Source organism: Rhodopseudomonas faecalis (genome assembly GCF_003217325.1).
In the GTDB taxonomy this organism is placed as follows: Bacteria; Pseudomonadota; Alphaproteobacteria; order Rhizobiales; family Xanthobacteraceae; genus Rhodopseudomonas; species Rhodopseudomonas faecalis.
In genome coordinates this window covers 248220-273031 of record NZ_QJTI01000003.1, presented here as the reverse complement: position 1 = coordinate 273031, position 24812 = coordinate 248220, and the positions used below count along the sequence as shown (strand labels likewise).

Sequence of the window (24812 nt, the reverse complement as noted above, 5' to 3'; positions counted from 1 at the left end):
CGGTCTCTGGGCGGCCGGCGCGACGCGGTGCGATCAGGCAAGTAACTGATAAAATTGGAGTTTTGACGGTGCGAAGGGGGCCAGGCAGCGCCCGCCGGAACCGCGCAGTTTCGGTCTGCGCGCCCTCCGCATGCCTGCTGCTCACCGTCGTTGTCCCCAGCTCGCTCCAGGCCCAGGCGCTGACCGCCGACCTGTTCCGCCCGGAAAAGGGCGGCTTCGTGCAAGCCCAGGACCTGCCGACCCGCAAGGCTCTGGACCCAAAAACCCGCGATCCGGTCGATGAGCCGCGGCTGGTGACGCTGGATGGTTCGGCGCCCGCGGCCCCGGTCCGCTCCGCGCTCAAGGTGCCGGCACCGGCCGCAGCGCCTGGCGATTACGACCCGCAGAACCGCCGCCACAAGGTCGCAAAGCTTTATCCCGGCCAGCCGAAGCCGAAAAAACTCGGCCCCGGCAATGTGGCGCCGACGGCGGCCGCGCCGAACGCCGCAACCACCATCCAGCGCCGTCAGGCGCCGATCGCGCCGGCGCTGGCGGGCACCGTGCCCGGCCAGCCGCCGCGCAAGCGGCTGAAGCCCGACGACAATCCGTTCGATCCGATCGGCACCCGGGTCGGCGGCTTTCTGGTGAAATCGGCGGTGGAACTGCGCGGCGGCTATGACACCAATCCGGCGCGCCTCAACGCCCCGAAAGGCTCGGCGTTCTATGCGGTCGCGCCAGAGCTGATGGTGACCTCGGATTGGAGCCGGCACGCGCTGGTCGCCGATCTGCGCGGCTCCTACACCGGCTACGGCACCACGCTCGGCACCGATGGCCTCAGCAATCCGCTGCCGGCGCCGGTCAATCTCGATCGACCGAACTTTGATGGTCATATCGACGGCCGGCTCGATGCCACGCGCGACACCAAGCTGCTCGGCCAGCTGCGCATGCGGGTGTTCACCGACAATCCCGGCAGCCCGAACATCCAGACCGGGCTGACCAAATATCCGCTCGGCCTCACCGCCGGCACCTCGCTCGGCATCGATCAGAGTTTTAACCGGCTGCAGATCGCGGCGGTCGGCAGCTTCGATCGCACCACCTATCAGCCGTCGCAGCTCACTGACGGCACCACCGACGGCAACAACGACCGCAATTACAATCAGTATGGCGGCGTGATGCGCGTCAGCTACGAATTGAAGCCGGGCATCAAGCCGTTTGGCGAAGTCCAGGTCGATCAGCGGGCGCGCGATCAGGCCACCGATCGCAGCGGCTATCAGCGCAGCTCGCACGGCACCTCGGTCAAGGGCGGCACCAGTTTTGAATTCTCACGGCTGCTGACCGGCGAGATCGCGATCGGCTATGGCCTGCGCAGCTATGCCGATCCGCGGCTGGCCGATCTCACCGGGCTATTGACCAGCGCGTCGTTGATCTGGACCGCGACGCCGCTGACCACCGCGCGGTTCAGCTCAACCACCTCGCTCGACGAGACCACGCTGGCCGGCGTGTCCGGCGTCTTGACCCGCACCTATAGTTTTCAGGTTGATCATGATTTCCGGCGCTGGTTGACCGCGGTCGGCCGGTTCTCATGGGGCACGTCGGACTATCAGATCTCCGATCGGTTCGACAAATTCGGCTCGGTCGGCGGCGATCTGATCTACAAGTTGAACCGCAATCTGCAGGTCAAGGCGCAGTTGCGCCGCGATTGGCTCGATTCCAGCGTGCCGGGCTCGAGCAGCGCCGCGACGGTGGTGACGCTCGGCGTCCGCTTGCAGCACTAAGCCGCGGCCGCCGCGGCCGCCGCGGCCGCCGCGGTCAGCGCCAGCGCGGGCGGTGCGGCTTGTCGATCCGGCGGAAGCGCACACCTTTGCCGTCGGCGAGGCGGGTGGCGATATAGCCGGCATCAAGGCAGGCCTCGCGTTGCGGCATCCGTTCCTCGGGCGCATAGGTCGAATCCCACCACGAGGCGCGCTGCGAGGCGCGCGACAGCGCGAAGCCCAAAATGTCCTCGATCTGCTCGAGGCTGAGCACCAGCTCGGGGGCAGTCTGCGCCAGCAGATAATCGCGCAGCGGATCGTAGTTACTCACCAGATGTTCCTCATGTGCAGCGGGCGACGTCTGTCGCAGGTTGTATTTTCGGATCGGTGCAGCCGTCAATTTTCCATTAACTGAGCAGTGTCGATCTTGATCAACTTAATTGGCCCGCAACGAATCCAGGGCAGTGTTCGGCCATGACACTGAAAAGCACAATGGCCTGGGTTCGAGGCGTGGCGAAACGGCCATGGCAGATCTCGGTCAAGCTTTTGGTGATTTCGCTGATCGTCACGGTGCTGGCGTTCTCGGTGGTGTGCGCCAGCGTGTTGATCAGTATGCGCCAATCGGCGCAAGAACTGGCCCGGCAGACGCTGGAGAATCTCGCGGCCACGGTCGATGCCGACGTCAGCCGCACCATCGAGCTATATGATCACTCGCTGCAAGTGGTCGCCAAGAACATTGGCCAGCAAGAGCTGGCTGGCGTCAGCAAGCCGGTGCTGCAGATGCTGCTGTTCGCCCGCACCGAGACCGCGCCGCATTTCGGTCCGTTGCAGGTGATCGATGCCGAGGGCAGGGTGCGGTTCGATGCCTCGACGCTCGATCCGCCGCCAGAAGAATTGGAGCGCGAGAAGTTTTTCACCGTCCATCGCAACAAGACCGATGTCGGGCTCTATCTCAGCCGCCCGATCATTTTTCACGGCATTCCGTCGATCGTGCTGAGCCGCCGGGTGCATACCGCCGACGGCCACTTTGCTGGCGTGGTCGCCGGTGCGATCCGCCTCAGCTATTTCCAGGATCTGTTCAGCCGCCTGCGCCTGGCCGATGACGACATCATCGCCTTGCTGCGGCGCGACGGCATGCTGATCACACGCCGGCCGCTCATTCCAGAAATGGTCGGCAAGAATATCAGCCAGATTCCTTCGGTCGAGCGGATGCTGACCACGCCGAGCGGCTGGTTCTCTGGCAAGGGGCTCGATGACGGCGTGTCGCGCATGTTCGTCTGGACCGACAATCCACGCTCGATGGTGGTTCTGGTCGGCCGGTCCTGGGAGACGATTTTCGGGCTGTGGCGGAAGGAAGCGCTCCGGCTGGCCGCGATTCTGCTGGCGCTGGCGGTGTTCGTCGCCGCGGTCACGGTGGTTCTGATCCGCGAGATCAATCGCCGCGCCAGTGCCGAGCGCAGGCTCAAGGAGCTGTCGATCACCGACCCGCTCACCGGTCTCACCAACCGGCGCCGGTTCGACAGTGCCATCGATGAGGAGTGGCGCCGCGCGCAGCGCAATCGCTCGCCGATCGCGCTGCTGATGATCGATGCCGATCATTTCAAGCGGTTCAACGACACCTATGGCCATCAGGCCGGCGATCAGATCCTGATCGGGATCGCGCTGTGCATCGCCGACAGCGTGCATCGCGCCGGCGATTGCGCGGCGCGGTTTGGCGGCGAAGAATTTGCGGTGCTGCTGCCGGGCCTAACGGCGCTGGAAGCGCTGACGGTCGCGGAAATCATCCGCGCCAAGGTGGAGCGCTGGTCGGTCGATCAGGCCGGCGTGACGGTCAGCATCGGTGTCGCCGATCTGATGCCGGACCAGGTCGATCATTGGAGCCATCTGGTGGAATCCGCCGACAAGGCGCTGTATGCGGCCAAGGAGAGCGGCCGCAACGTGTGCGTGGTGGCCAACTGCCGAAAGACGACGCGGGTGGCAGAGCTGCCCGCCACCCGCGAGATCGCTTAGTCGCCGAGATAGCGCTTCATGGTGGCGCGCAGATCGTCGCGCAGATCCGGGCGCTGCATCGCAAAGGCGATATTGGCGCGCAGGAAGCCGGCCTTCGAGCCGCAATCGTGGCGCTCGCCCTCGAATTCGACGCCATAGAATTTCTGGGTCTTGGCAAGGCCGATCATGGCGTCGGTGAGCTGGATTTCACCGCCGGCGCCGCGTTCCTGGGTGGCCAGGATCTTGAAGATTTCCGGCTGCAGAATATAGCGGCCAGAGATCGACAGATTGGACGGCGCGGTGCCCGGCGCGGGCTTTTCGACCATGCCGTCGATCTCGAACATCTTGCCGTCGCGCTTGCCGACGCCGCAGATGCCGTATTGGTGGGTCTTGTCGGCCGGCACTTCCTCGACCGCGATCACATTGGCCTTCTCGCCGAGCGTTTCGGCGGCCTTGATCATCTGCGCGAGGCAGCCGGGCGAATTCAGCACCAATTCATCGGGCAGCACCACCGCGAACGGCTCGTTGCCGACGATATCGCGCGCGCACCACACCGCATGGCCAAGGCCGAGCGGCGCCTGCTGGCGGGTGAAGCTCATCGCGCCGGCTTCCGGCTGATCGCGCGCCAGAAGCTCCATTTCGGATTTCTTGTTGCGCTTCTCCAGCGTGACGTCGAGCTCGAACTGGCGGTCGAAATGGTCTTCGATCATGCCCTTGTTGCGGCCGGTCACGAAGATGAAATGCTCGATCCCGGCTTCCTTGGCTTCATCGACCACGTACTGGATCAGCGGGCGATCGACGATGGTCAGCATCTCCTTCGGCATCGCCTTGGTGGCGGGGAGAACGCGGGTGCCGAGGCCAGCGACCGGGAACACGGCTTTGCGGATTTTCATGGGGTATCTCTTGCAGGGATGGATACGAAGGCTTGAACCGAGATCAGCAGGGTTCCAGCGCGGAACCAAGGCCGTTCTGTGAAAGCGATCATCATCCAATCGTCGCAGCGGCGGCGGGTTGCATGATGATCAGTGGGTGAGAGCTGCGACCGGCTGGCATGTTGGGGGTCTCCATGGCCAAGGGCGGTTTTCCAAATAAAGGGCGGTTTTTGAAATAGCGGCGTCAGAACAGCGGTGTTCCGGGCACGAAGGCGTCAAACGCCGCCCAGAACTGCGAGCGGTAGCGGTCCTGTTCCTGGAGAATCTCGTGCTTGGCACCCGCGATCACCAGATGGGAGCCGGCGCGCAGCTGGCAGGCGAAGCTTTCGATCGCCGGGGTCGAGACCACGGTGTCCATGCCGGCCGCGATCATCAGCAGCGGCTGGCCGATGCTGGCCGGATAGGCCGGTGATTGAAAATCGTGCATCGCCCGGAACGCGGTGTCGGCCCAGGCGATGGTTGGCGAGGCAATGCCGAGGCTCGGGTCCTCGACCAGAATGGCGGCGTTGCGGGCATAACGCACCGGATCGCTGGACAATTGGTTGCCGACGAACGGCCCGGTGCCGGTCAACAGGTCGCTGCCGCCCGGCACATAGCTGCCGCCCGATCCAGCCAGCCGCATCAAGCGCAGCAACAGCCGCACCGGCAGGCTGGTGGTCCGGCCCGGCAGGTTGATCATCGGCGCGGTCAGCACCATGCGGTCGAACCAGCGCTTGCCGGAATAAGCGACGCGCAGCATCACCGCGCCGCCCATGGAATGCGCCAGCGCGAAATGCGGCGGCGGGCAGTCCGGCAGCACGATCTCGCGAACGAAGGTCTCGACGTCGGTCTCGAAATCGGAGAAGGCGCGCACATAGCCCTTGCGCGGGTCGCGCAGCCGCCGTGACGACAGACCCTGGCCGCGCCAATCGATCATCGCCACCGCAAAGCCGCGCTCGCGCAGCTCGTGCACGGTCTCGAAGTACTTCTCCATGTATTCGCCGCGCCCGGTGAATACGCACACCGTCCCCTTGCAGCCGACCGGCCCCGGCCAGCGCGCGTAGCGCAGTTCGGCGCCGTCGGGCGTCTTGATCAGCCCGGAGATGGCGCCCTCTGGGACCGGGTTGGCGGGAATCGAGACGAGCTTCATGGAGCGTGCCGGGTTGGCGTCAAAGGCAGGGCACAGGGCTCACAGCGCGTCGCGCGAAGCGTGTCGCCCCTCTTGAACCCCGAATAAGCCCACCCATATCACTTTCGTGCAGGCCGCTACTAGGGGCACCAACCCTCAGGCTGCACAGAACGAAGCCCGGCCCGATGGCGGGCGGGCGTTATCAGAGTCGCTTTTCGGAGGACTACACCATGCGTACGTTCGATCTCACCCCGTTCTATCGTTCCACCGTCGGTTTTGACCGGCTGTTTTCGCTGCTCGATCAGGCCGCCGGGGAAACCGCGCCGGGCTATCCGCCCTACAACATCGAGCGGACCAGCGAGAACGACTACCGGATCACGGTCGCGGTTTCGGGCTTCTCCCCGAATGAGCTGTCGATCGTCTCCAAGGAAAACACCCTGACCATCAAGGGCGAGAAGGTCGCCAATGAAAACGCCAGGTCCGAGGTGCTGTATCGCGGCATCGCGGCGCGCGCTTTCGAACGCGCCTTCCAACTCGCCGACTACGTCACGGTGAAGAATGCCTCGCTCGAGAACGGCCTGCTGCACGTCGATCTCGTCCGCGAGATTCCGGAGGCGAAGAAGCCCCGCAGTATTCCGATCTCCACCTCGGCCAGCCAGCCGCAGGTGATCGGCAGCGGTGACAAAGCCGCGGCCTGACGCGCGCAAGAAATTTCGTAAGTGTGTGTGTGACTGCGACACGCCCCGGGCTCAGCCCGGGGCGTTTGCATTGAGCCACCTCGGTCGAAACGGCTATCGCCGCGTTCGCACCAATCGCTGCGTTCAGTCCAATCCCTGCACCGGCGGCATCGGCTCGGTTGGCGCGATGATCGGCGCGGGCTTCGCTTCGGGCGCGGGCGGCGGAACTGGTGCGGTTTTGGCTGCCACCACCGGATCGGCGGCGCGTGCTGCGGACGCCGGAGCCGGCGCTGCCGGCGCGGCCACGGGGCGCTCGGTTGGCAGCGGTGGGGCGATCGTTCGGCTGGCGAGCCGGGGGATCGGCCGCGGCGGCCGCGGGATCGGACCCGCTTCGCGGAATCTTGGAACCGGGAATCTTGGAACCGGGCGCTGCCACAGACCGTAATCGGCGCTCGCCGGGATGAAGCGCATGATCTCGCCGGAGCGGCCGTCGACCACTACGCGGCCCTGCTCGCCATCGGCAGAGATCGCACCGATCCGGTACAGCGTGCCTTGCAGCCGCGCCGGGCCGACCGGCGTGTAGCCCGCGGCGCGGAGCGCGGCCTTGATAGCGCCGGGCGGCAGTATTTCATCGGGCGGAATAGCAGCGTAGGGACCGCCGAGATCGACGGCTTTTTCCAGCCGCGCCGAGGGGGCTGCGTCGATCTCGAAGGGCGCCATCACTTGCGCTGATACTTGGTTAGTTCCGGCGAGCGGGACTACCAGCAGTGCCGCTAAGGCGGCCCATGCACGTATCCGTACCATTACGGACTCCCTTGATCGCTCCAAGCCCCCATATCGAGTGGTATTGGGGTCTGCGGAGTGTCGCTAAGGAATTCGGCGCAGGAGCGACCCAATCGAGACGAATTTAGTTTCAATTCGCGGCATTGCGACGCCATGATCAAATTGGTCTCGATCAGGCCACGCGCTTGTACAGAAAAAGAAAATTTGGCAAGCTCGGTCTAGGACAGGATTGCTGTCTCAATTTACAGGTATCTAGGTAGGGGCTACCGCGGGACGCGACCTAAATAACGGTATTGCGTCGGCACGCGACCTGAACTATGGCAGCCCGCTGCCTTCGAGAGAGTAAGGCATCATAGCCTGAAATTACGACATTGCGGCTCGCGCGTGAGCGCGGAGGACCGTCGGGTGCCCGCCGAACGCTAAAGTTGTGCCTATTATATTAGCAAGGGTCTCCTTGCAAGGATTGAAAGGACGAAGATGAGCGGGGTCGAGTTCGAGCGCGACAATAGCGCTGCGCAGCGGCAGACGGATTCGACCGGGAACGCACGCGAGCATAGCTGGCGGCCACCGGCGGAAGGTATGTACGACATTTCGCAGGAGAAGGACTCCTGCGGTGTTGGCTTCATTGCCAACATTAAGGGCGTCAAGTCGCACCAGATCGTCAGCGACGCCATCCGCATTCTCTGTAACCTGGAACATCGCGGCGCTGTCGGCGCCGATCCGCGCGCTGGCGACGGCGCGGGTATCCTGGTGCAGATCCCGCATCGCTTCTTCGCCCGTCAGGCCACCGAGCTTGGCTTCACGCTGCCTGAGCCCGGCCAGTATGCGATCGGCGCGCTGTTCATGCCGCGCGACACCGCCTGGCGCCAGGTGATCCAGAGCATCATCGCCGATCAGATCAAGGAAGAGGGGCTGTCGCTGCTCGGCTGGCGCAAGGTGCCGACCGACAACAGCTCGCTCGGCGAAACCGTCAAGCCGACCGAACCCGCCCACATGCAGGTGTTCATCGGCCGCGGCGAGCACATCACGAACGACGACGAGTTCGAGCGCCGGCTCTATGTGCTGCGCAAGTCGATCTCGAACGCGATCTATCAGCGTCGCGACCGCGGCCTCGCCGGCTACTACCCGGTGTCGATGTCGTGTCGCACCGTGATCTATAAGGGCATGTTCCTGGCCGACCAGCTCGGCAGCTACTACCCCGACCTCAACGAGCCGGATTTCGAAAGCGCGCTCGCTTTGGTGCATCAGCGCTTCTCGACCAACACGTTCCCGACCTGGTCGCTGGCGCATCCGTACCGCATGGTCGCGCATAACGGCGAAATCAACACGCTGCGCGGCAACGTCAACTGGATGGCGGCGCGTCAGGCCTCGGTGCATTCCGAGCTGTATGGCAAGGATATCAGCCGGCTGTGGCCGATCTCCTATGAAGGCGCTTCCGACACCGCCTGCTTCGACAACGCGCTGGAATTCCTGGTGCAGGGCGGCTACTCGCTGCCGCACGCGGTGATGATGATGATCCCGGAGGCGTGGGCCGGCAATCCCTTGATGGATGAGCAGCGCCGCGCGTTCTATGAGTATCATGCCTCGCTGATGGAGCCGTGGGACGGCCCGGCCGCGCTGGCCTTCACCGACGGCCGCCAGATCGGCGCGACGCTCGACCGTAACGGTCTGCGTCCGGCGCGCTATCTGCTGACCCGCGACGATCGCATCGTCATGGCGTCGGAAATGGGCGTGCTGACCATTCCGGAAGAAGAGATCGTCACCAAGTGGCGGCTGCAGCCCGGCAAGATGCTGCTGGTCGACCTGGAGCAGGGCCGGCTGATCCCGGACGACGAGATCAAGGCGCAGCTCACCGCCAGCCATCCCTATCAGGACTGGCTGGAGCGGACTCGCGTCGTGCTGGAAGACCTGCCGGCGGTGCCGAGCAAGGCGCAGCCGTCCGACCTGCCGCTGCTCGAGCGTCAGCAGGCGTTCGGCTATAGCCAGGAAGATCTGTCGGTGCTGCTGGCGCCGATGGCGACCACTGGCGAAGAAGCGGCCGGCTCGATGGGCAACGACACGCCGCTGTCGGCGCTGTCGGATCGCTCCAAGCAGCTCTTTACCTACTTCAAGCAGAACTTCGCCCAGGTCACCAACCCGCCGATCGACCCGATCCGCGAAGAACTGGTGATGAGCCTGTTCTCGATCATCGGTCCGCGCCCGAACCTGTTCGACATCGAGGGCCTGTCCAGCACCAAGCGCCTCGAAGTGCGGCAGCCGATCCTGACCAATGGCGACCTGGAGAAGATCCGGGCGATCGCCGAGGTCGGCGATACCCAGTTCAAGTCGCGCACGCTCGACACCACCTTCCACGCCAGCGTCGGCGCGGCGGGCATGGAGCAGGTGCTCGATGAACTGTCGGCCCGCGCTGAAGCCGCGGTGCGCGAAGGCATCAACATTCTGATCCTGTCGGATCGTGCCGCCAGCGCCGAGCGCATTCCGCTGCCGTCGCTGCTGGCCTGCGCCGCGGTGCATCACCATCTGATCCGTACCGGCCTGCGTACCTCGGTCGGCCTGGTGGTGGAATCGGGTGAGCCGCGCGAAGTGCATCACTTCGCCTGCCTCGCCGGTTACGGCGCCGAGGCGATCAACCCCTATCTGGCGTTCGAGTCGATCCTGGCGATGAAGGATCGGCTGCCGGTGCAGCTCGACGACTACGAACTGGTCAAGCGCTACATCAAGTCGATCGGCAAGGGCCTGCTCAAGGTCATGTCGAAGATGGGCATCTCGACCTATCAGTCCTATTGCGGCGCGCAGATCTTTGACGCGGTCGGCCTCAAGGCTGAGTTCGTTGCCAAGTACTTCACTGGCACCCACACCCGCATCGAAGGCGCTGGCCTTGCCGAGATCGCCGAGGAGACGGTGCGCCGTCATCTCGATGCGTTCGGCGAGGTGCAGGTTTACAAGAACGCGCTCGATGTCGGCGGCGAATACGCCTTCCGCGCGCGTGGCGAAGACCATGCCTGGACCTCGGAATCGGTGGCGGCGCTGCAGCACGCGGTGCGCGGCAACTCGCAGGAGCGCTACCGCGCCTTTGCGCGCCGGCTCAATGAGCAGTCCGAGCGGCTGCTGACGCTGCGTGGCCTATTCCAGATCAAGGGCGCCGAGGCCGAAGGCCGCAAGCCGGTGCCACTCGACGAAGTCGAGCCGGCGTCGGAAATCGTCAAGCGCTTCTCGACCGGCGCGATGAGCTTCGGTTCGATCTCGCGCGAGGCGCACACCACGCTGGCGATCGCCATGAACCGGATCGGCGGCAAGTCGAACACCGGTGAGGGCGGCGAAGAGGCCGATCGCTTCAAGCCGATGGCGAACGGCGACTCGATGCGTTCGGCGATCAAGCAGATCGCCTCGGGCCGGTTCGGCGTGACGACGGAATACCTCGTCAACTCCGACATGATGCAGATCAAGATGGCGCAGGGCGCCAAGCCCGGTGAAGGCGGTCAGTTGCCCGGCCACAAGGTCGACGCCACCATCGCCCGGGTCCGGCACTCGACGCCGGGCGTCGGCCTGATCTCGCCGCCGCCGCATCACGACATCTATTCGATCGAAGATCTGGCGCAGCTGATCTACGACCTGAAGAACGTCAATCCGGCGGGTCAGGTCTCGGTCAAGCTGGTGTCGGAAATCGGTGTCGGCACGGTGGCCGCGGGCGTCGCCAAGGCGCGCGCCGATCACGTCACCATCTCCGGTTTCGAAGGCGGCACCGGCGCTTCGCCGCTGACCTCGATCAAGCACGCCGGTTCGCCGTGGGAAATCGGCCTCGCCGAAACCCACCAGACCCTGGTGCGCGAGCGGCTGCGCTCCCGCATCGTCGTGCAGGTCGATGGCGGCTTCCGTACCGGCCGCGACGTCGTGGTGGGTGCGCTGCTCGGCGCCGATGAATTCGGCTTCGCGACCGCGCCCCTGATCGCCGCCGGCTGCATCATGATGCGCAAGTGCCATCTCAACACCTGCCCGGTTGGCGTCGCCACCCAGGACCCGGTGCTGCGCAAGCGCTTCACCGGCCAGCCGGAACACGTCATCAACTACTTCTTCTTCGTCGCCGAAGAAGTGCGTGAGCTGATGGCGAGCCTCGGCTACCGCAGCTTCAATGAGATGGTCGGCCAGACCCAGATGCTTGATCACAAGAATCTGGTGGCGCACGCCAAGGCCAAGGGCCTCGACTTCTCCAAGCTGTTCCATCGCCAGAAGGAACTGCCGGGCCAGAAGATCTATCACACCGAGACGCAGAACCATCATCTCGACGCGGTGCTGGACCGCACGCTGATCGAGAAGGCCCGTCCCGCGATCGATCGCGGCGCGCCGGTCAAGTTCGAGATGGCGATCAACAACACCAACCGTTCGGCCGGCGCCATGCTGTCCGGCACGGTTGCCAAGCAGTACGGCCACGCCGGCCTGCCGGACGACACCATCCACGTGTCGTTCAAGGGCACCGCGGGTCAGGCGTTCGGCGCCTGGCTGGCGCGCGGCATCACCTTCGATCTCGAAGGCGAGGGCAACGACTATGTCGGCAAGGGCCTGTCGGGCGGCCGCATCATCGTTCGTCCGCCGGCGCATTCCGGCATCGTGCCGGAGCAGTCGATCATCGTCGGCAACACCGTGATGTACGGCGCGATCGAAGGCGAGTGCTACTTCCGCGGCGTCGCGGGCGAGCGCTTCGCGGTGCGTAACTCGGGCGCCGTCGCGGTGGTCGAGGGCGCGGGCGATCATTGCTGCGAATACATGACCGGCGGCATCGTCGTGGTGCTGGGCAAGACCGGCCGCAACTTCGCGGCGGGCATGTCGGGCGGCGTCGCCTATGTGCTGGATGAAGACGGCTCGTTCCCGAAGCTGTGCAATCTGGCGATGGTCGAGCTCGAGCCGGTGCTGTCGGAGGAGATGATCAACTCCGGCGCCTATCACCAGTCCGGTGATCTCGAAGCGCATGGCCGCGTCGACGTGTTCGCCGATCTGCTCGGCTCCGACATCGAACGGCTGCATGTGCTGATTTCGCGGCACGCCAAATACGCCGGATCGAAGCGCGCTGCCGAGATCCTGGCGAATTGGAAGGACTACCTGCCGAAGTTCCGCAAGGTGATGCCGGTCGAGTACCGCCGCGCGCTCACCGAGCTGAAGGCCCGGCAGGCGGAGGAGCCGAAGATCGCGATCGGCGCGTGACGCGATGATCCCGAACAGCGGCCACCGCTGTTCGGGACCGATCATGCGCAGGAGCTAACCGCCGCTCGGTCATTGCGAGCGAAGCGATGTCATTCAGGCCGCGTAGCTGCATGCTGGATGGCTTTGTCGCTCTCGCAACAGCGGGCGGAGAAGATGATAGCCGTCTCAATAGCGTGTGCGGATGACGCAGCTCGGCAGGACGGAAGACATACGAAAGGGCGTGTGGGTCCAATGGGTAAGGTCACGGGTTTTCTGGAAATCGAACGGCATGATCGCGCCTATGCGCCGGTGGCCGAACGCCTGAAGAATTACAACGAGTTCGTCGTTCCGCTCGGCGAGAAGGAACTGCGCGATCAGGCCGCGCGCTGCATGAATTGCGGCGTGCCCTATTGCCACGGCACCGGCGCGGTGGCGCCCGGCACCCCCGGCTGTCCGGTCAACAACCAGATCCCGGATTGGAACGACCTCGTCTATCACGGCGATTGGCAGGAGGCGGCGCGCAACCTGCACTCCACCAATAACTTCCCAGAGTTCACCGGCCGCATCTGCCCGGCGCCGTGCGAAGCGTCGTGCACGCTGAACATCGATGACAACCCGGTCACCATCAAGACCATCGAATGCGCCATTGTCGATCGCGCCTGGGAAAGCGGCTGGCTGCAGCCGGAGCCGGCCGCGCACAAGACCGGCAAGAAGGTCGCGGTGGTGGGCGCTGGCCCGGCCGGTCTCGCCTGCGCGCAGCAGCTCGCCCGCGCCGGCCATGAAGTGCATCTCTATGAGAAGAACGCCAAGGCCGGCGGCCTGCTGCGCTATGGCATTCCGGACTTCAAGATGGAGAAGCACCTGATCGACCGCCGCGTCGCGCAGATGCAGGCCGAGGGCGTGGTGCTGCACACCAACACCCCGGTCGGCGGCGCCGGCCCGAACGCGGTCGATCCGCAGAAGCTGCTCAAGGAATTTGACGCGGTCGCGCTGACCGGCGGTTCGGAAAAGCCCCGCGATCTGCCGATCCCGGGCCGTGAGCTCGGCGGCATCCATTTCGCGATGGATTTTCTGACCCAGCAGAACCGCCGCGTGTCCGGCGAAGCCATCACCGGCGCCGAAATTCTCGCCACCGGCAAGACCGTGGTGGTGATCGGCGGCGGTGACACCGGCTCGGACTGCATCGGCACCAGCCTGCGCCAGGGCGCCAAGTCGGTGACCCAGATCGAGATCATGCCGGCGCCGCCCGAGAAGGAAAACAAGGCGCTGACCTGGCCGAACTGGCCGATGAAGATGCGCACCTCCTCGAGCCAGGCCGAGGGCTGCAAGCGCGATTTCGCGGTGCTGACCCAGTCGTTCGAAGGCAAGGACGGCCACGTCACCAAGCTCAACTGCGTCAAGGTCGACGACAAGTTCCAGCCGATCGCCGGCACCGAATTCGTGCTTGAGGCCGATCTGGTGCTGCTGGCGATGGGCTTTGTCGCCCCGGTCAAGGAAGGGCTGCTGGCCTCGCTCGGCGTCAATCTCGACCCGCGCGGCAATGTCGCCGCCGACACCGCCCATTTCCAGACCTCGGTGCCCAAGGTGTTTGCCTGCGGCGACATGCGCCGCGGTCAGTCGCTGGTGGTGTGGGCGATCCGCGAGGGCCGACTGTGCGCCCGCGCCATCGATCAGGCGCTGATGGGCCTGAGCACGCTGCCGAAGTAAGGTGCGTGCCGCGTCACCACGGCGCGTCATCATCCAATCCACGCGATGCCCGGGCTGGTCCCGGGCATTGTCGTTTGTGGCGCGGCTTCACCTCCCTTGAGCGGCGTCAACGTCGCCGCGCGGCCGCAGACGCAGGATGATGGTCCAGCAAGCTGCGGCTTTAAGGCTGCGCTTGCGGTGATCGCCGCGCGCGGGCGCCGGGTCACACGTGACAGCGTCAGGAGCGGGAGGTGTTGCCATGACGGTAGAGAACGCGGCCGCAGAGAATGTAACGGCCGCCGCCGACGGCCTCACCGCCAAGGCCGTGCTTGATGATCTGCGCGATCAGCTCAAGGAGCCGGCCGACGACGACATGGCGCTGCTGCTCAAGATCTCTGGCGATCTTGGCGAACTCGACGGCCGCCACTGGAGCAGTTCCGACGCAGCCGCCTGGAAAGCGCGCGGCGAAACCAGCCGCGAACGAATCCGCGCCATGCACGGCCGGCAGTCGGGATTCAAGGCCGGCCTGATCGTCGGCTTTCTGGCCGGCTTCGTGCTCGCTGGTCTGTTCGGCGCCATGCTCGCGCTGCATTGGATGGTCGCGCAGCAGTAGTGAGTAGGAGGGCTTGTTGCCCCCACCCGGCCGGCCTTACGGCCGGCCACCCTCCCCACAAGGGGGAGGGAGGGCGTGCGCTGCGATGGTGTTCGTGATCACAAGCGCCGCGGGTCCATTCTGATCAGCGTTGTTACTCCGCCGATGACGGTGCCATGAGCCTCCGAGACGCGATCTCATCGCTTCTCATTGCTGCTCATCGCTGCGCTGAAATGATGACCTGCCGCGGGTTCTTTCCCTCCCCCCGCGCAGCGGTGGGGAGGGTGGCCCGGCGCAGCCCGTAGGGCGTAGCCGGGACGGGTGGGGGCTTTACGGACGCGCTACCGCACCACGCCCGAGATGAATCCGGGCTTGCGGCGTGGCGGCTTGATGTCCTTCTTCAGGAAACAGCGCGCGTCGCGGCCGACATAGCCGGGGCGGGCGTAGGTCCAGGCCCGGCACTTGTTGTCCTCGGTGCAGGCCGCCTTGCAGGCATCTTCGCCTTCGCCGCGCTTGAGATCGAACGAGCGGTAGTCGCCGCCAAAGCGGTCGATCGCCGCCTCGGCATTGGAGCTGCGCGGCTCCAGCACCCCGGCGCCGCGCACGCCGGACACGCAGCAGCTATTGGGCAGCCGCGGCGGCACCGCATTTTTCAGCCAGCACTGCGCGGTGTCCTCGGTGGTTTTCGGATAGGCGAAGGTCCAGGCCCGACAGCGCCGGTCGCGTTCGCACACCATGGCGCAATCGGCCGGATCACCGCTCAAAATGGTGCTGCGCGCATAATCGGCGCCGGGCCGGTCGAAATTGGCCTGTGCGGCGGCGCGGTCGAGCGGCGCCAGCGTCAATGCCAAAAGCGGCAACGCGATCGCCACCGCAATGCGGCGCCAGCGCGCCGCCGCGTGTTTTGCCGCTGTATCGCCCACACCTTGCACGCCGTCTCGCCCTCCCAGCGACCAATCCGTTCGAACAGGAACGCCGCAGGCCGTGCCGGCCGTCTGGGTGACCATTCCACATGGCCGCAGCCAGATCGGCTGCAACCGTGGCGCTATTTGACGGGGTTGTTCCTGTACCGCGGATGAACGGGGGGGCTGTCTATAGCGTTTTCGAGCGAAGTGGATTCCGGTTCGCGTTAAGAAAACGCGTCAGAACATCAAGTTAGAGCATCGGTTCTAATTCCATTAGAACCGAAGCTCAGAACGCATAGGCGTCATAAGCCGGGTCGACCGAACCCTGCCAGGCGCCGTGGAACAGGTCGAGCATGGTCTCGGCCGGGGTCTTGCCGCTCTCGATCGCGCGGTCGAGCGGTTCGAGATAGCGGCTCTCGTCGCGGCCGTCCTGATCGATGCGGGCGCGCCGCCGCAGGCCGGCATGGGCCAGCGCCAGACACTCCTTGGCGATCTCGAACAGATAGCGGTCGCCAATGCGCGCCTTGAAGCCGAGTTTTGGCACCTGGTCGCGCAGCGCCTGCCGGTCGTCGGCGCTCCAATCCTTGACGATCTGCCAGGCGGCATCGAGGCTGGCGTCGTCATACAGCAGGCCGACCCAGAACGCCGGCAGCGCCGGCAGCCGGCCCCACGGCACGCCGTCGGCGCCGCGCATTTCCAGATAACGTTTGAGCCGCACTTCCGGGAAAATGGTCGACAGATGATTGGCCCAGTCCGACAGCGTCGGCTTTTCGCCGGGCAGCTTGTCGTTCTTGCCCTCGAAGAAGTCGCGGAACGACGAGCCGGCGACGTCGATATAGGCGTCGCCGCGCTTGACGAAATACATCGGCACGTCGAGCGCGTAATCGACCCAGCGCTCAAAGCCCATGCCGTCTTCAAAGGCGAACGGCAGCATGCCGGAGCGCGCGGCGTCGGTGTCGCGCCAGATTTCTGAGCGGAACGACAGGAAGCCGTTCGGCTTGCCTTCGGTGAACGGCGAATTGGCGAAGAACGCGGTCGCGACCGGCTGCAGCGCCAGCGACACCCGCAGCTTCTTGACCATGTCGGCTTCCGAGCTGAAGTCGAGATTGGTCTGCACCGTGCAGGTCCGGTACATCATGTCGAGGCCGAGCGTGCCGACCTTCGGCATGTAATTGGTCATGATGCCGTAGCGGCCCTTGGGCATCACCGGGATTTCGGCGCGCGACCAGGACGGCGTCAGCCCGAGACCCAAAAAGCCGATGCCGAGCGGCGTCGCCACCTCGCGCACCTGCGCGAGATGCGCCATCAGCTCGGAATGGGTCTGGTGGATGGTCTCCACCGGCGCGCCGGACAGTTCGAACTGGCCGCCCGGCTCGAGCGAAATCGCGCCGCCGCCAGTGACGTCATACAGGCCGATGATGTTGCCGCGCTCGACGATCGGCTCCCAGCCGAGCAGCAATTGCATGCCGTCCAGCAGCGCGCCGATGCCGTTGACGCCCTGATAGGGCACCGGACGGTGGCCCTGCAGCGTGAACGGGGTCTTTTCGTGCTCAGTGCCGATGCGGAACTGGTGGCGCGGTTTGACGCCAGCCTCCAGCCAGGCCACGAGCTCGTCGCGCGATTGCAGCGGCGTCATATCGATCTGGTCACGCGCCATGTAGATTCCGAATTGCAGGCGCAGCGAAAAGATGCGCGGGTTGGCGGGAATAGCCGCGGGCCAACAGGGCCGCGGCCAAGGGTGGTTCAGCTTTTATCATTGTGAGGTCGCGCCGTCTTGCTGTGCCGGCCCAGTGCCGCACGAGCAGCCGAGCCGGTCGAGCAGGGCGCATAGCTGCGCCGCTTCGGCGTCCGACAGTTTTGAGCCGACATGTTTTTCGATCGCGCTGGCATAGGCACTCCACATGCGCTTTTGCAGATCGCGGCCGGCCGCGGTGATTTCGACATACTGGCCGCGCTTGTCGGCCTTGCATTCGCGCCGCGCCGCCAGCCCTTCTTCCACCAGCCGTTCGATCAGCCGCGATGTCGAATATTGCGGGATCAACATCTGCCTTTCGAGTTCGACCGGGCGCAGTTCACCGGCCGGTGCGCGCGCCAGCTCGAGCAGCGCGTCATACCAAGCGAGCGGCGGGAAGCCGGCCTTCTTCAAATCCTGTTCGACGGCGTCGAGCACCCTGGTGCGTGCCCGCATCAGGCGAGTCCAGGCGCCGGTCGCTTCGGCCGATGGCTTGCATTTCATCGGGTGGTCCATGGTGCGCGCGGACTGTAGCGCAGCGGATGCATTTGCATCAATCACCTGCGCCGCGCAATCACGCAATCGCAATCCATGGCCGGCCGTTTCACCGCATGATGAAGGCCGGTGGTACGCCAAGCAGCGCGGCGCCGCCTGGGATTGGCGGCGCCGCGGCACTCTCAGATGCGGTCGGCCTTCACGATAGGGTGTGACTATCGTCATGCAAAACTGCCTCTCACGCCAAGCAGGGCGATCACTCAGCAGTCCGACGGTAGGCTCGTCTCGGCGGCGTCAGAGCGCGCGGGTCGAGAAATACCAGTCGACCGTGTTGTAGCCCTCGCCAGCGCGGGCGAGCGCAGCGTCGGAGGTGGCCGGCGGCGGCACGATCACCTGGTCGCCTGGCTGCCAGTTCTCGGGCATGGCGCATTTGTTGGCGTCGGAGGTCTGCAGCGCGACCAGCAGCCGGTAGATTTCGTCGACCGAACGGCCGGCGATCATCGGGTAATAGATCATCGCCCGCAGCTTGCCCTCGGGGTCGATCAGGAAGGTCGCGCGCACCGCCGAAGTGTCGGACGCGCCCGGCTGAATCATGCCGTAGGCCTTTGCGACGGTCATGCTGAGGTCGGCGATGATCGGGAATTTCACCTCGACCCCGAACTTCTCCTTGATGTTGAGCGTCCAGGCGATGTGCGAATAGTGGCTGTCGATCGACAGGCCGAGCAGTTCGGCGCCGCGCGCTGCAAAGGCGTCGTGCTTTTTGGCGAAGGCCATGAATTCGGTGGTGCAGACCGGGGTGAAATCCGCCGGATGCGAGAACAGGATCAGCCACTTGCCGGCGTAGTCGGCCAGCGTCTTGCGGCCATGGGTGGTGGGGGCGTCGAAAGCCGGCGCGGGGGCGTTGAGCTGGGGGGCGCTGGGGGCGGTCACATCGGTCATTGCAGTCTCCTGGTGTCGAAGTTCGTCTCCGATGTCTGCGGGTTTATGCGAGGTTCATTGATTGCTGAAATTGATTGTTCAGCTATCTGTGATAGACTTAGTCAATATGAATAGTAACATCACTTTGCGACAGCTTGGCTTCCTGGTCGCGCTGGCGGATACGCTCAACTTTTCGCGAGCGGCTGATGCTTGTTTCGTGACCCAGCCGACGCTCAGTGCGGGGCTGAAGGAGCTGGAGGATCGTCTCGGCGTGGTGCTGGCAGAGCGGACCAAGCGTTCGGTGCTGCTGACGCCGACCGGTGCGGTGATTGCCGAGCGCGCCCGGGCGCTGCTCCTTGGGGCCCGTGAGATTGAGGCGCTGGCCGCCGCTGCCGGGGCGCCCGATGCCGGCGATCTCCGGCTCGGCGCAATTCCGACCATCGGTCCCTATCTGATCCCGCGGGCCTTGCCCGAGATTCGCCGTGTCTTTCCGCGGCTGAGACTGCTGCTGCGCGAGGAGATGACCGAACCGCTGCTGGCGGGCCTGCATCAGGGCCGTCTCGACCTGATCCTGTTCGCGTTGCCGTTCGAGGCCGACGGGCTGGAAACGATCGAACTCTTCGAGGATGGCTATCACCTCGCGGCGCCGCCGGGCAGTTTTGGGCCCGAGCCGGTCCGCGGCGCGCAGCTCGAGGGGGCGCGGCTGATGCTGCTGGAGCGAGGACACTGCTTGCAGCGCCACGCGCTCAGCGCCTTTCCCGATCGCGACATCGAGCAGGACGAGAGCTTTTCCGCGACCTCGCTGCCGACGCTGATCTCGATGGTCAGCGAGGGGCTGGGCATCACCTTGCTGCCGGATCTGGCGCTTGATGCCGGTGTGCTCGGCGGCCAGGAGGTGGCGATCGCGCCGCTGCCCGACGCCTGCCCGCGCAAAGTGGTGCTGGCGTGGCGCTCCACCAGCGCCCGGGCTGATCTGTTTCGGCAGCTCGGCCGCATCTTTCAGCGCACCCGCGATCTGCTCCACCCACCGCACTGAAGGCTGCGCCGCAGCGCGGGCCGCCTGTCGCGTTGTCGCGCGAGGGGGCCGGCTTGCGTCAAGAGCACGCATCAGATCATGAAGTTACGGCGCGGGTTCGGATTCCTTCAGAAGCGAATGAGCGCCTGCAACCTTGACTTGTTCATGCAGCTGCATTTGATCGCCGCAGTCATCATCCTCAAGGAGGAGAAACCATGAAGCTGTATTATTCGCCCGGCGCCTGTTCGCTGTCGCCGCACATCGCGCTGTGCGAGGCGGGGCTGCCGTTCGAGCTGGAAAAGGTCGATATTCGCGCCAAAAAGCTGGCTGACGGCAGCGATTACACCGCCGTCAATCCCAAGGGCTCGGTGCCGGCGCTCAAGCTCGATGACGGGTCTGTGCTCACCGAAGGTCCGGCGATCGTGCAATTGATCGCCGACAAGGCCAAAGCCGGTCAGCTCGCGCCGGCCAACGGCACCATGGAGCGCTACCGGCTGCAGGAATGGCTGAACTACATCTCGACCGACTTGCATAAGAGTTTTGGTCCGCTGTTTGCGCCGACGCTCGGCGACGACGCCAAAAACTTCTTCCGCGAGCGGATCGCCAAGCATCTTGGCCAGGTCGATCGCCAGATCGCCGGCAAGGACTATCTGTTGGGATCATCGTTCTCGGTCGCCGACGGCTATCTGTTCGTGATTCTCACCTGGTGCGAGCGCCTCAAGATCGATCTGTCCGGCTTTGCGAATCTGGTGGCGTTCAAAGCCCGCGTCGCCGCTCGGCCCGCGGTGCAGCAGGCCATGGAGCAGGAAGGTCTGTTGCACAAGGCGTAACCGCTGATGGCATGGAGCGATTGCGACGCCTGAGGCGACGTCTCTCCCAGATGACGCATCGTCTCCGTCATTGCGAGGAGCGAAGCGACGAAGCAATCCAGGGTCCCGTGCAATGAGCTGGATTGCTTCGCTGCGCTCACAATGACGATGGGGTGGGCTGCGTGTCCTGTAAGAGTTGCTTTTGAGCACTCATGTCTCCCCGTCATTGCGAGGAGCGTAGCGACGAAGCAATCCAGGGGCCCGGTGCACAGAGCTGGAGTTGCTTCACTCCGCTCGGAATGACGTTGCGGGGAGATTGCTGATCACAAAAGACAAGGGCCGGATCGATGATCCGGCCCTTGTTATTTCTGCTGGAAGTAAGAGACAGCTTCTCCGCAGCGGCGGCCCGCACCTCTCCCGCTTGCGGGAGAGGTCGACGCGCAAAGCGCGGCGGGTGAGGGCACTCCTCTCCGCGGGACGCTGAGTCAGTGCCCGCGTCGCCCTCACCCCAGCCCTCTCCCGCAAGCGGGAGAGGGAGCGCGCTGTGCTCGGGGTGACTACGCCGCCGCCTGCTTCTTGGGGGCGAAGCGGTGGTAGAAGGTGTCGCCGGTCTTGGCCATGTCTTCCAAGAGCTTCGGCGGCGTGAAGCGCGAGCCGTACTTGCCCTCGAGCTTGTGGCACAGCGCCACGAACTCCTTGGTGCCCATGAAGTCGATGTAGCTCAGCGTGCCGCCGGTGAACGGCGCGAAGCCGAACCCGAGGATCGAGCCGACATCCGCTTCGCGCGGATCGACAATCACGTTGTCCTCGACCGTGCGCGCGGCTTCCACCGCCTGCACCGCCAGGAAGCGCTGCTTCAGCTCCTGCACGTCGATGGTGTCGGGATCGAGCTTCTTGGGCTGCAGGTCGGCGATGCCGGCCCAGAGCGCCTTCTGGCCCTTGCCCTTCTCCGGATAGTCGTAAAAGCCCTTGCCGTTCTTGCGGCCGAGGCGGCCGAGCTTTTCGACCATCTCGATCATCAGCTTCTTCTGCGCCTGATCGACCGCCTGTTCGCCGAGGTCGGCTTCGGTGGCCTTCATGATCTTGACGATCAAATCGAGCGCCACTTCGTCGGCGAGCGACAGCGGGCCAACCGGCATGCCGGCCATTTTGGCAGCGTTCTCGATCATCGCGGGCGGCACGCCTTCGAGCAGCATCTCCAGGCCCTCGGCGGTGAAGCGCAGCACGCAGCGGTTGGCGAAGAAGCCGCGGCTGTCATTGACCACGATCGGGGTCTTGCTGATCTGGCGGGTGTAGTCGAGCGCAGTGGCGAGCGCGACATCGCCGGTGTTGTTGCCGAGAATGACCTCGACCAGCATCATCTTCTCGACCGGCGAGAAGAAGTGGATGCCGATGAAGCGCGACTGATCCTTGAACTCTTCGGCCAGCGAGTTGATCGGCAGCGTCGAGGTGTTGGAGGCGAAGATCGCGCCTTCCTTCAGATAAGGCTGCGCCTTGGCATAGGTTTCGGCCTTGACCTTACGATCCTCGAACACCGCTTCGATCACCAGGTCGCAATCGGCAATCGCGGCATAGTCCGGGGTCGCGGTGATGCGGCTGAGCAGCGCCTCGGCGTCGGCCGGCTTGGCGCGGCCCTTGGCGATCAGGCCGTCGATCACGCTCTTGCAATGCGCCTTGCCCTTGTCGGCGCTCTCCTGGTCGCGGTCGATCAGCACCACTTCGATGCCGGCCTTGGCCGAGACGTAGCCGACGCTGGCGCCCATGAAGCCGGCGCCGATCACGGCGAGCTTCTTGACCTTGGTCGGCGGCACGCCCTGCGGACGGCGGGCGCCCTTGTTCAGCTCCTGCATCGACAGGAACAGGCTGCGGATCATCGCGGCCGCTTCCTTGGTCTGCACCACCTGCGCGAAGTAACGCGACTCGATGCGCAGCGCGACGTCCATCGGCACCTGCAGGCCCTCATAGACGCAGCTCATGATGGCGCGCGCGGCCGGGTAGTTGTCATAGGTTTCGCGGCGATAGATGGCGTTGCCAGCCGGGAACATCATCATGCCCTGCTTGGAGAACACCTGGCCGCCCGGGAGCTTAAAGCCCTTCTCATCCCACGGCGCGACCGCCTTGCCGCCGTTCTTGATCCAGTCCTTGGCGGTCTTGATCAGCTCATCGGCCGGCACCACGGCGTCGACCAGCTTCCAGGCCTTGGCCTTGTCGAGCTTGATCTGGTCGCCCTTGAGCAGGATCTGCAGCGCGTCCTGCGGCTGCACGATGCGCGGAATGCGCTGGGTGCCGCCGCCGCCCGGGAACAGGCCGACCTTGATTTCCGGCAGGCCGAGCCGGGTCTTCGGATTGTCGGAGGCGACGCGGTAGTGGCAGGCGAGCGCGACTTCAAAGCCGCCGCCGAGCGCGAGGCCATTGATGGCGGCGACCCACGGCTTGCCCGAGGTCTCGGCCTTGCGGATGATCAGCGACAGCTTGCGGCTCTCTTCGAGCAGCATCTTCTGCGCGGCTTCGTTGCCCTGCTCCTGCTTGATCTTGGCGAACTGCTTGTTCATGCCCTCCAGCATCGACAGGTCGGCGCCGGCGCAAAACGCCTCCTTGGCGGAGGTGATCACCACGCCCTTGACCGCGGCATCAGCGGTGGTCTGGTCGACGATCGCACCCAGTTCCTCGATAGTGGCGGCGTCGAGCACGTTCATCGAGCGGCCGGGCAGGTCCCAGGTCACCAGCGCGATGCCGTCGGCGTCGGTCTCGACTTTGAAAATCTTGAAGGCCATCTGTTAGCTCCTTCGATGCCAGCAGCCATGATAGGCGCGGCGGTTGTTGTTCTTCTCCCCTCCCCCTTGCGGGGAGGGGGCGGGGGTGGGGGCCACATCGGAAGCTTCGCCGCGGGCCCCGCCCATGGAGCAGGCCGGCGCGTGTTGCCCGGCCCGCGGCACTATCAAGTGATCACACCCGCTCGATGATGGTCGCGGTGCCCATGCCGCCGCCGATGCACAGCGTCACCAGGGCGGTCGCCTTGCCGGTCCGCTCCAGCTCGTCGAGCACGGTGCCGAGGATCATCGCGCCGGTGGCGCCGAGCGGGTGGCCGAGCGCGATCGCGCCGCCATTGACGTTGATCTTGTCGTCATCGATCTCGAACGCCTGGATGTAGCGCAGCACCACCGCGGCGAACGCCTCATTGAGCTCGAACAGGTCGATGTCGCTCTTCGTCATGCCGGAACGCGCGAACAGCTTGTTGGTGACATCGACGGGCCCGGTCAGCATCATCGCCGGCTCGGAGCCGACATTGGCGAAGGCGCGGATCTTGGCGCGCGGCTTCAGGCCATGCTTGTCACCGGCTTCCTTGCTGCCGAGCAGCACGGCGCCGGCGCCATCGACGATGCCGGACGAGTTGCCGGCATGGTGCACGAAATTGACCTTCTCGATTTCCGGATGCGACTGGATCGCCACCGCATCGAAGCCGCCCATCGCCGCCATCGCCGCGAATGACGGCTGCAGCTGCGCCAGCGACTGCATGGTGGTCGAGGGACGCATGTGCTCATCCTTGGCCAGGATCGTCACGCCGTTGATGTCCTTGACCGGCACCACCGACTTGTTGAAGCGGCCTTCGTCCCAGGCCTTGGCGGCGAGCTGCTGGCTCCGCACGGCGTAGCCGTCAACGTCGTCGCGCGAAAAGCCGTATTTGGTGGCGATCAGGTCGGCCGATACGCCCTGCGGCATGAAGTAGGACGGGATCGCCATCGACGGGTCCATCGCCCAGGCGCCGCCCGAGGCGCCGATGCCGATGCGGCTCATCGATTCGGCGCCGCCGCCGATCACCAGTTCGTGCTGGCCGCTGATGATCTGCCCCGCGGCGAAGTTCACCGCATCGAGCCCCGAGGCGCAGAACCGGCTGATCTGCACGCCCGGCACTGCTTCGCCGAGCCCGGCCTTCATCGCGGCAAAACGGGCGATGTCGGAGCCGGCCTCGCCGACCGGATCCACCACGCCGAGGATCACGTCGTCGACCACGTCTTCTTTGAGATTGTTGCGTTCCTTGAGCGCCTGCAGCGGCACGGTGGCGAGCGCCAGCGCGGTGACCTCGTGCAGCGCGCCGTCGGGCTTGCCACGGCCGCGGGGGGTGCGAACGTGATCGTAAATATAGGCCTCGGGCATCCATTTTCTCCCGTTATCTGTCCTGGCTCACGCGAGTCGGACGAATTGTAGAACAATCAGGTTTTCTGACGCCAATGCGAACAAGCGAAGCCTGCGAAGCAATCCAGCCTG

General features: G+C 65.0%; 18 protein-coding genes. 8 read left to right on the top strand and 10 right to left on the bottom strand.

From position 1 onward, the window contains the following. Window positions 1-68: 68 nt before the first annotated feature. Window positions 69-1754, top strand: a complete 1686-nt coding sequence (locus tag BJ122_RS04640; RefSeq protein ID WP_110780009.1) for an outer membrane beta-barrel protein — start codon at window positions 69-71, stop codon at window positions 1752-1754. Window positions 1755-1788: 34 nt separating this feature from the next. On the opposite strand, the gene BJ122_RS04635 is transcribed toward BJ122_RS04640, so the two are convergent. Further along, window positions 1789-2061, bottom strand: a complete 273-nt coding sequence (locus BJ122_RS04635; RefSeq protein ID WP_110779961.1) for a hypothetical protein — start codon at window positions 2059-2061, stop codon at window positions 1789-1791. Between the two features lie 161 nt (window positions 2062-2222). Here BJ122_RS04635 and BJ122_RS04630 point away from each other — a divergent pair, with 161 nt between their 5' ends. Continuing rightward, on the top strand, window positions 2223-3740 hold the full coding sequence (locus BJ122_RS04630; RefSeq protein WP_110779960.1) for a sensor domain-containing diguanylate cyclase: 1518 nt from the start codon (window positions 2223-2225) through the stop codon (window positions 3738-3740). Here the strand turns inward: BJ122_RS04630 and galU are convergent. Further along, complete coding sequence (gene galU, locus BJ122_RS04625; protein ID WP_110779959.1) at window positions 3737-4612, bottom strand: UTP--glucose-1-phosphate uridylyltransferase GalU; 876 nt, start codon at window positions 4610-4612, stop codon at window positions 3737-3739. The two genes, BJ122_RS04630 and galU, sit on opposite strands and share 4 nt — an antisense overlap. Before the next feature lie 223 nt (window positions 4613-4835). Beyond that, a complete protein-coding gene (locus BJ122_RS04620; protein ID WP_110779958.1) occupies window positions 4836-5780 on the bottom strand; it encodes an alpha/beta fold hydrolase in 945 nt (314 codons plus the stop codon). A gap of 209 nt (window positions 5781-5989) precedes the next feature. On the opposite strand from BJ122_RS04620, the gene BJ122_RS04615 reads away from it, so the two are divergent. Continuing rightward, window positions 5990-6457 (top strand): Hsp20 family protein, encoded by a 468-nt coding sequence (locus tag BJ122_RS04615; protein WP_110780008.1) that lies wholly within the window; start codon window positions 5990-5992, stop codon window positions 6455-6457. Between the two features lie 123 nt (window positions 6458-6580). Here the strand turns inward: BJ122_RS04615 and BJ122_RS04610 are convergent, their stop codons facing one another. After that, window positions 6581-7240, bottom strand: a complete 660-nt coding sequence (locus BJ122_RS04610) for a hypothetical protein (RefSeq protein ID WP_210205430.1) — start codon at window positions 7238-7240, stop codon at window positions 6581-6583. Between the two features lie 456 nt (window positions 7241-7696). Here BJ122_RS04610 and gltB point away from each other — a divergent pair, with 456 nt between their 5' ends. The 3 genes from gltB (at window position 7697) to BJ122_RS04595 (ending at window position 14693) form a co-directional block, all read left to right on the top strand. After that, the gene (gene gltB / locus BJ122_RS04605; protein WP_110779956.1) at window positions 7697-12415 is read left to right on the top strand and encodes a glutamate synthase large subunit; all 4719 of its coding nucleotides are present in this window, start codon (window positions 7697-7699) and stop codon (window positions 12413-12415) included. A gap of 231 nt (window positions 12416-12646) precedes the next feature. Then, complete coding sequence (locus BJ122_RS04600) at window positions 12647-14101, top strand: glutamate synthase subunit beta (RefSeq protein WP_110779955.1); 1455 nt, start codon at window positions 12647-12649, stop codon at window positions 14099-14101. A gap of 238 nt (window positions 14102-14339) precedes the next feature. After that, the gene (locus tag BJ122_RS04595) at window positions 14340-14693 is read left to right on the top strand and encodes a hypothetical protein (RefSeq protein ID WP_110779954.1); all 354 of its coding nucleotides are present in this window, start codon (window positions 14340-14342) and stop codon (window positions 14691-14693) included. A 320-nt stretch (window positions 14694-15013) separates the two neighbouring features. On the opposite strand, the gene BJ122_RS04590 is transcribed toward BJ122_RS04595, so the two are convergent. The 4 genes from BJ122_RS04590 to BJ122_RS04575 form a co-directional block, all read right to left on the bottom strand. Beyond that, a complete protein-coding gene (locus tag BJ122_RS04590) occupies window positions 15014-15595 on the bottom strand; it encodes a PAN domain-containing protein (RefSeq protein ID WP_430694753.1) in 582 nt (193 codons plus the stop codon). A 268-nt stretch (window positions 15596-15863) separates the two neighbouring features. Beyond that, window positions 15864-17234, bottom strand: coding sequence for a glutamate--cysteine ligase (locus tag BJ122_RS04585; RefSeq protein WP_110779952.1), 1371 nt, complete (start codon window positions 17232-17234; stop codon window positions 15864-15866). Window positions 17235-17330: 96 nt separating this feature from the next. Next, complete coding sequence (locus BJ122_RS04580) at window positions 17331-17813, bottom strand: MarR family winged helix-turn-helix transcriptional regulator (RefSeq protein WP_027278590.1); 483 nt, start codon at window positions 17811-17813, stop codon at window positions 17331-17333. Window positions 17814-18098: 285 nt separating this feature from the next. After that, complete coding sequence (locus BJ122_RS04575) at window positions 18099-18743, bottom strand: peroxiredoxin (protein ID WP_110779951.1); 645 nt, start codon at window positions 18741-18743, stop codon at window positions 18099-18101. Window positions 18744-18849: 106 nt separating this feature from the next. Here BJ122_RS04575 and BJ122_RS04570 point away from each other — a divergent pair, with 106 nt between their 5' ends. Both BJ122_RS04570 and gstA read left to right on the top strand, forming a co-directional pair. After that, window positions 18850-19758: a hydrogen peroxide-inducible genes activator gene (locus BJ122_RS04570; protein WP_110779950.1), complete on the top strand. Its 909-nt coding sequence runs from the start codon at window positions 18850-18852 to the stop codon at window positions 19756-19758. A 194-nt stretch (window positions 19759-19952) separates the two neighbouring features. Beyond that, a complete protein-coding gene (gene gstA, locus BJ122_RS04565; protein ID WP_110779949.1) occupies window positions 19953-20567 on the top strand; it encodes a glutathione transferase GstA in 615 nt (204 codons plus the stop codon). A 536-nt stretch (window positions 20568-21103) separates the two neighbouring features. On the opposite strand, the gene BJ122_RS04560 is transcribed toward gstA, so the two are convergent. Next, entirely contained in the window at window positions 21104-23320 is a 2217-nt protein-coding gene (locus BJ122_RS04560) for a 3-hydroxyacyl-CoA dehydrogenase NAD-binding domain-containing protein (RefSeq protein WP_110779948.1), read from the bottom strand. A gap of 172 nt (window positions 23321-23492) precedes the next feature. After that, the gene (locus BJ122_RS04555; RefSeq protein WP_110779947.1) at window positions 23493-24701 is read right to left on the bottom strand and encodes an acetyl-CoA C-acetyltransferase; all 1209 of its coding nucleotides are present in this window, start codon (window positions 24699-24701) and stop codon (window positions 23493-23495) included. Window positions 24702-24812: the final 111 nt, after the last annotated feature.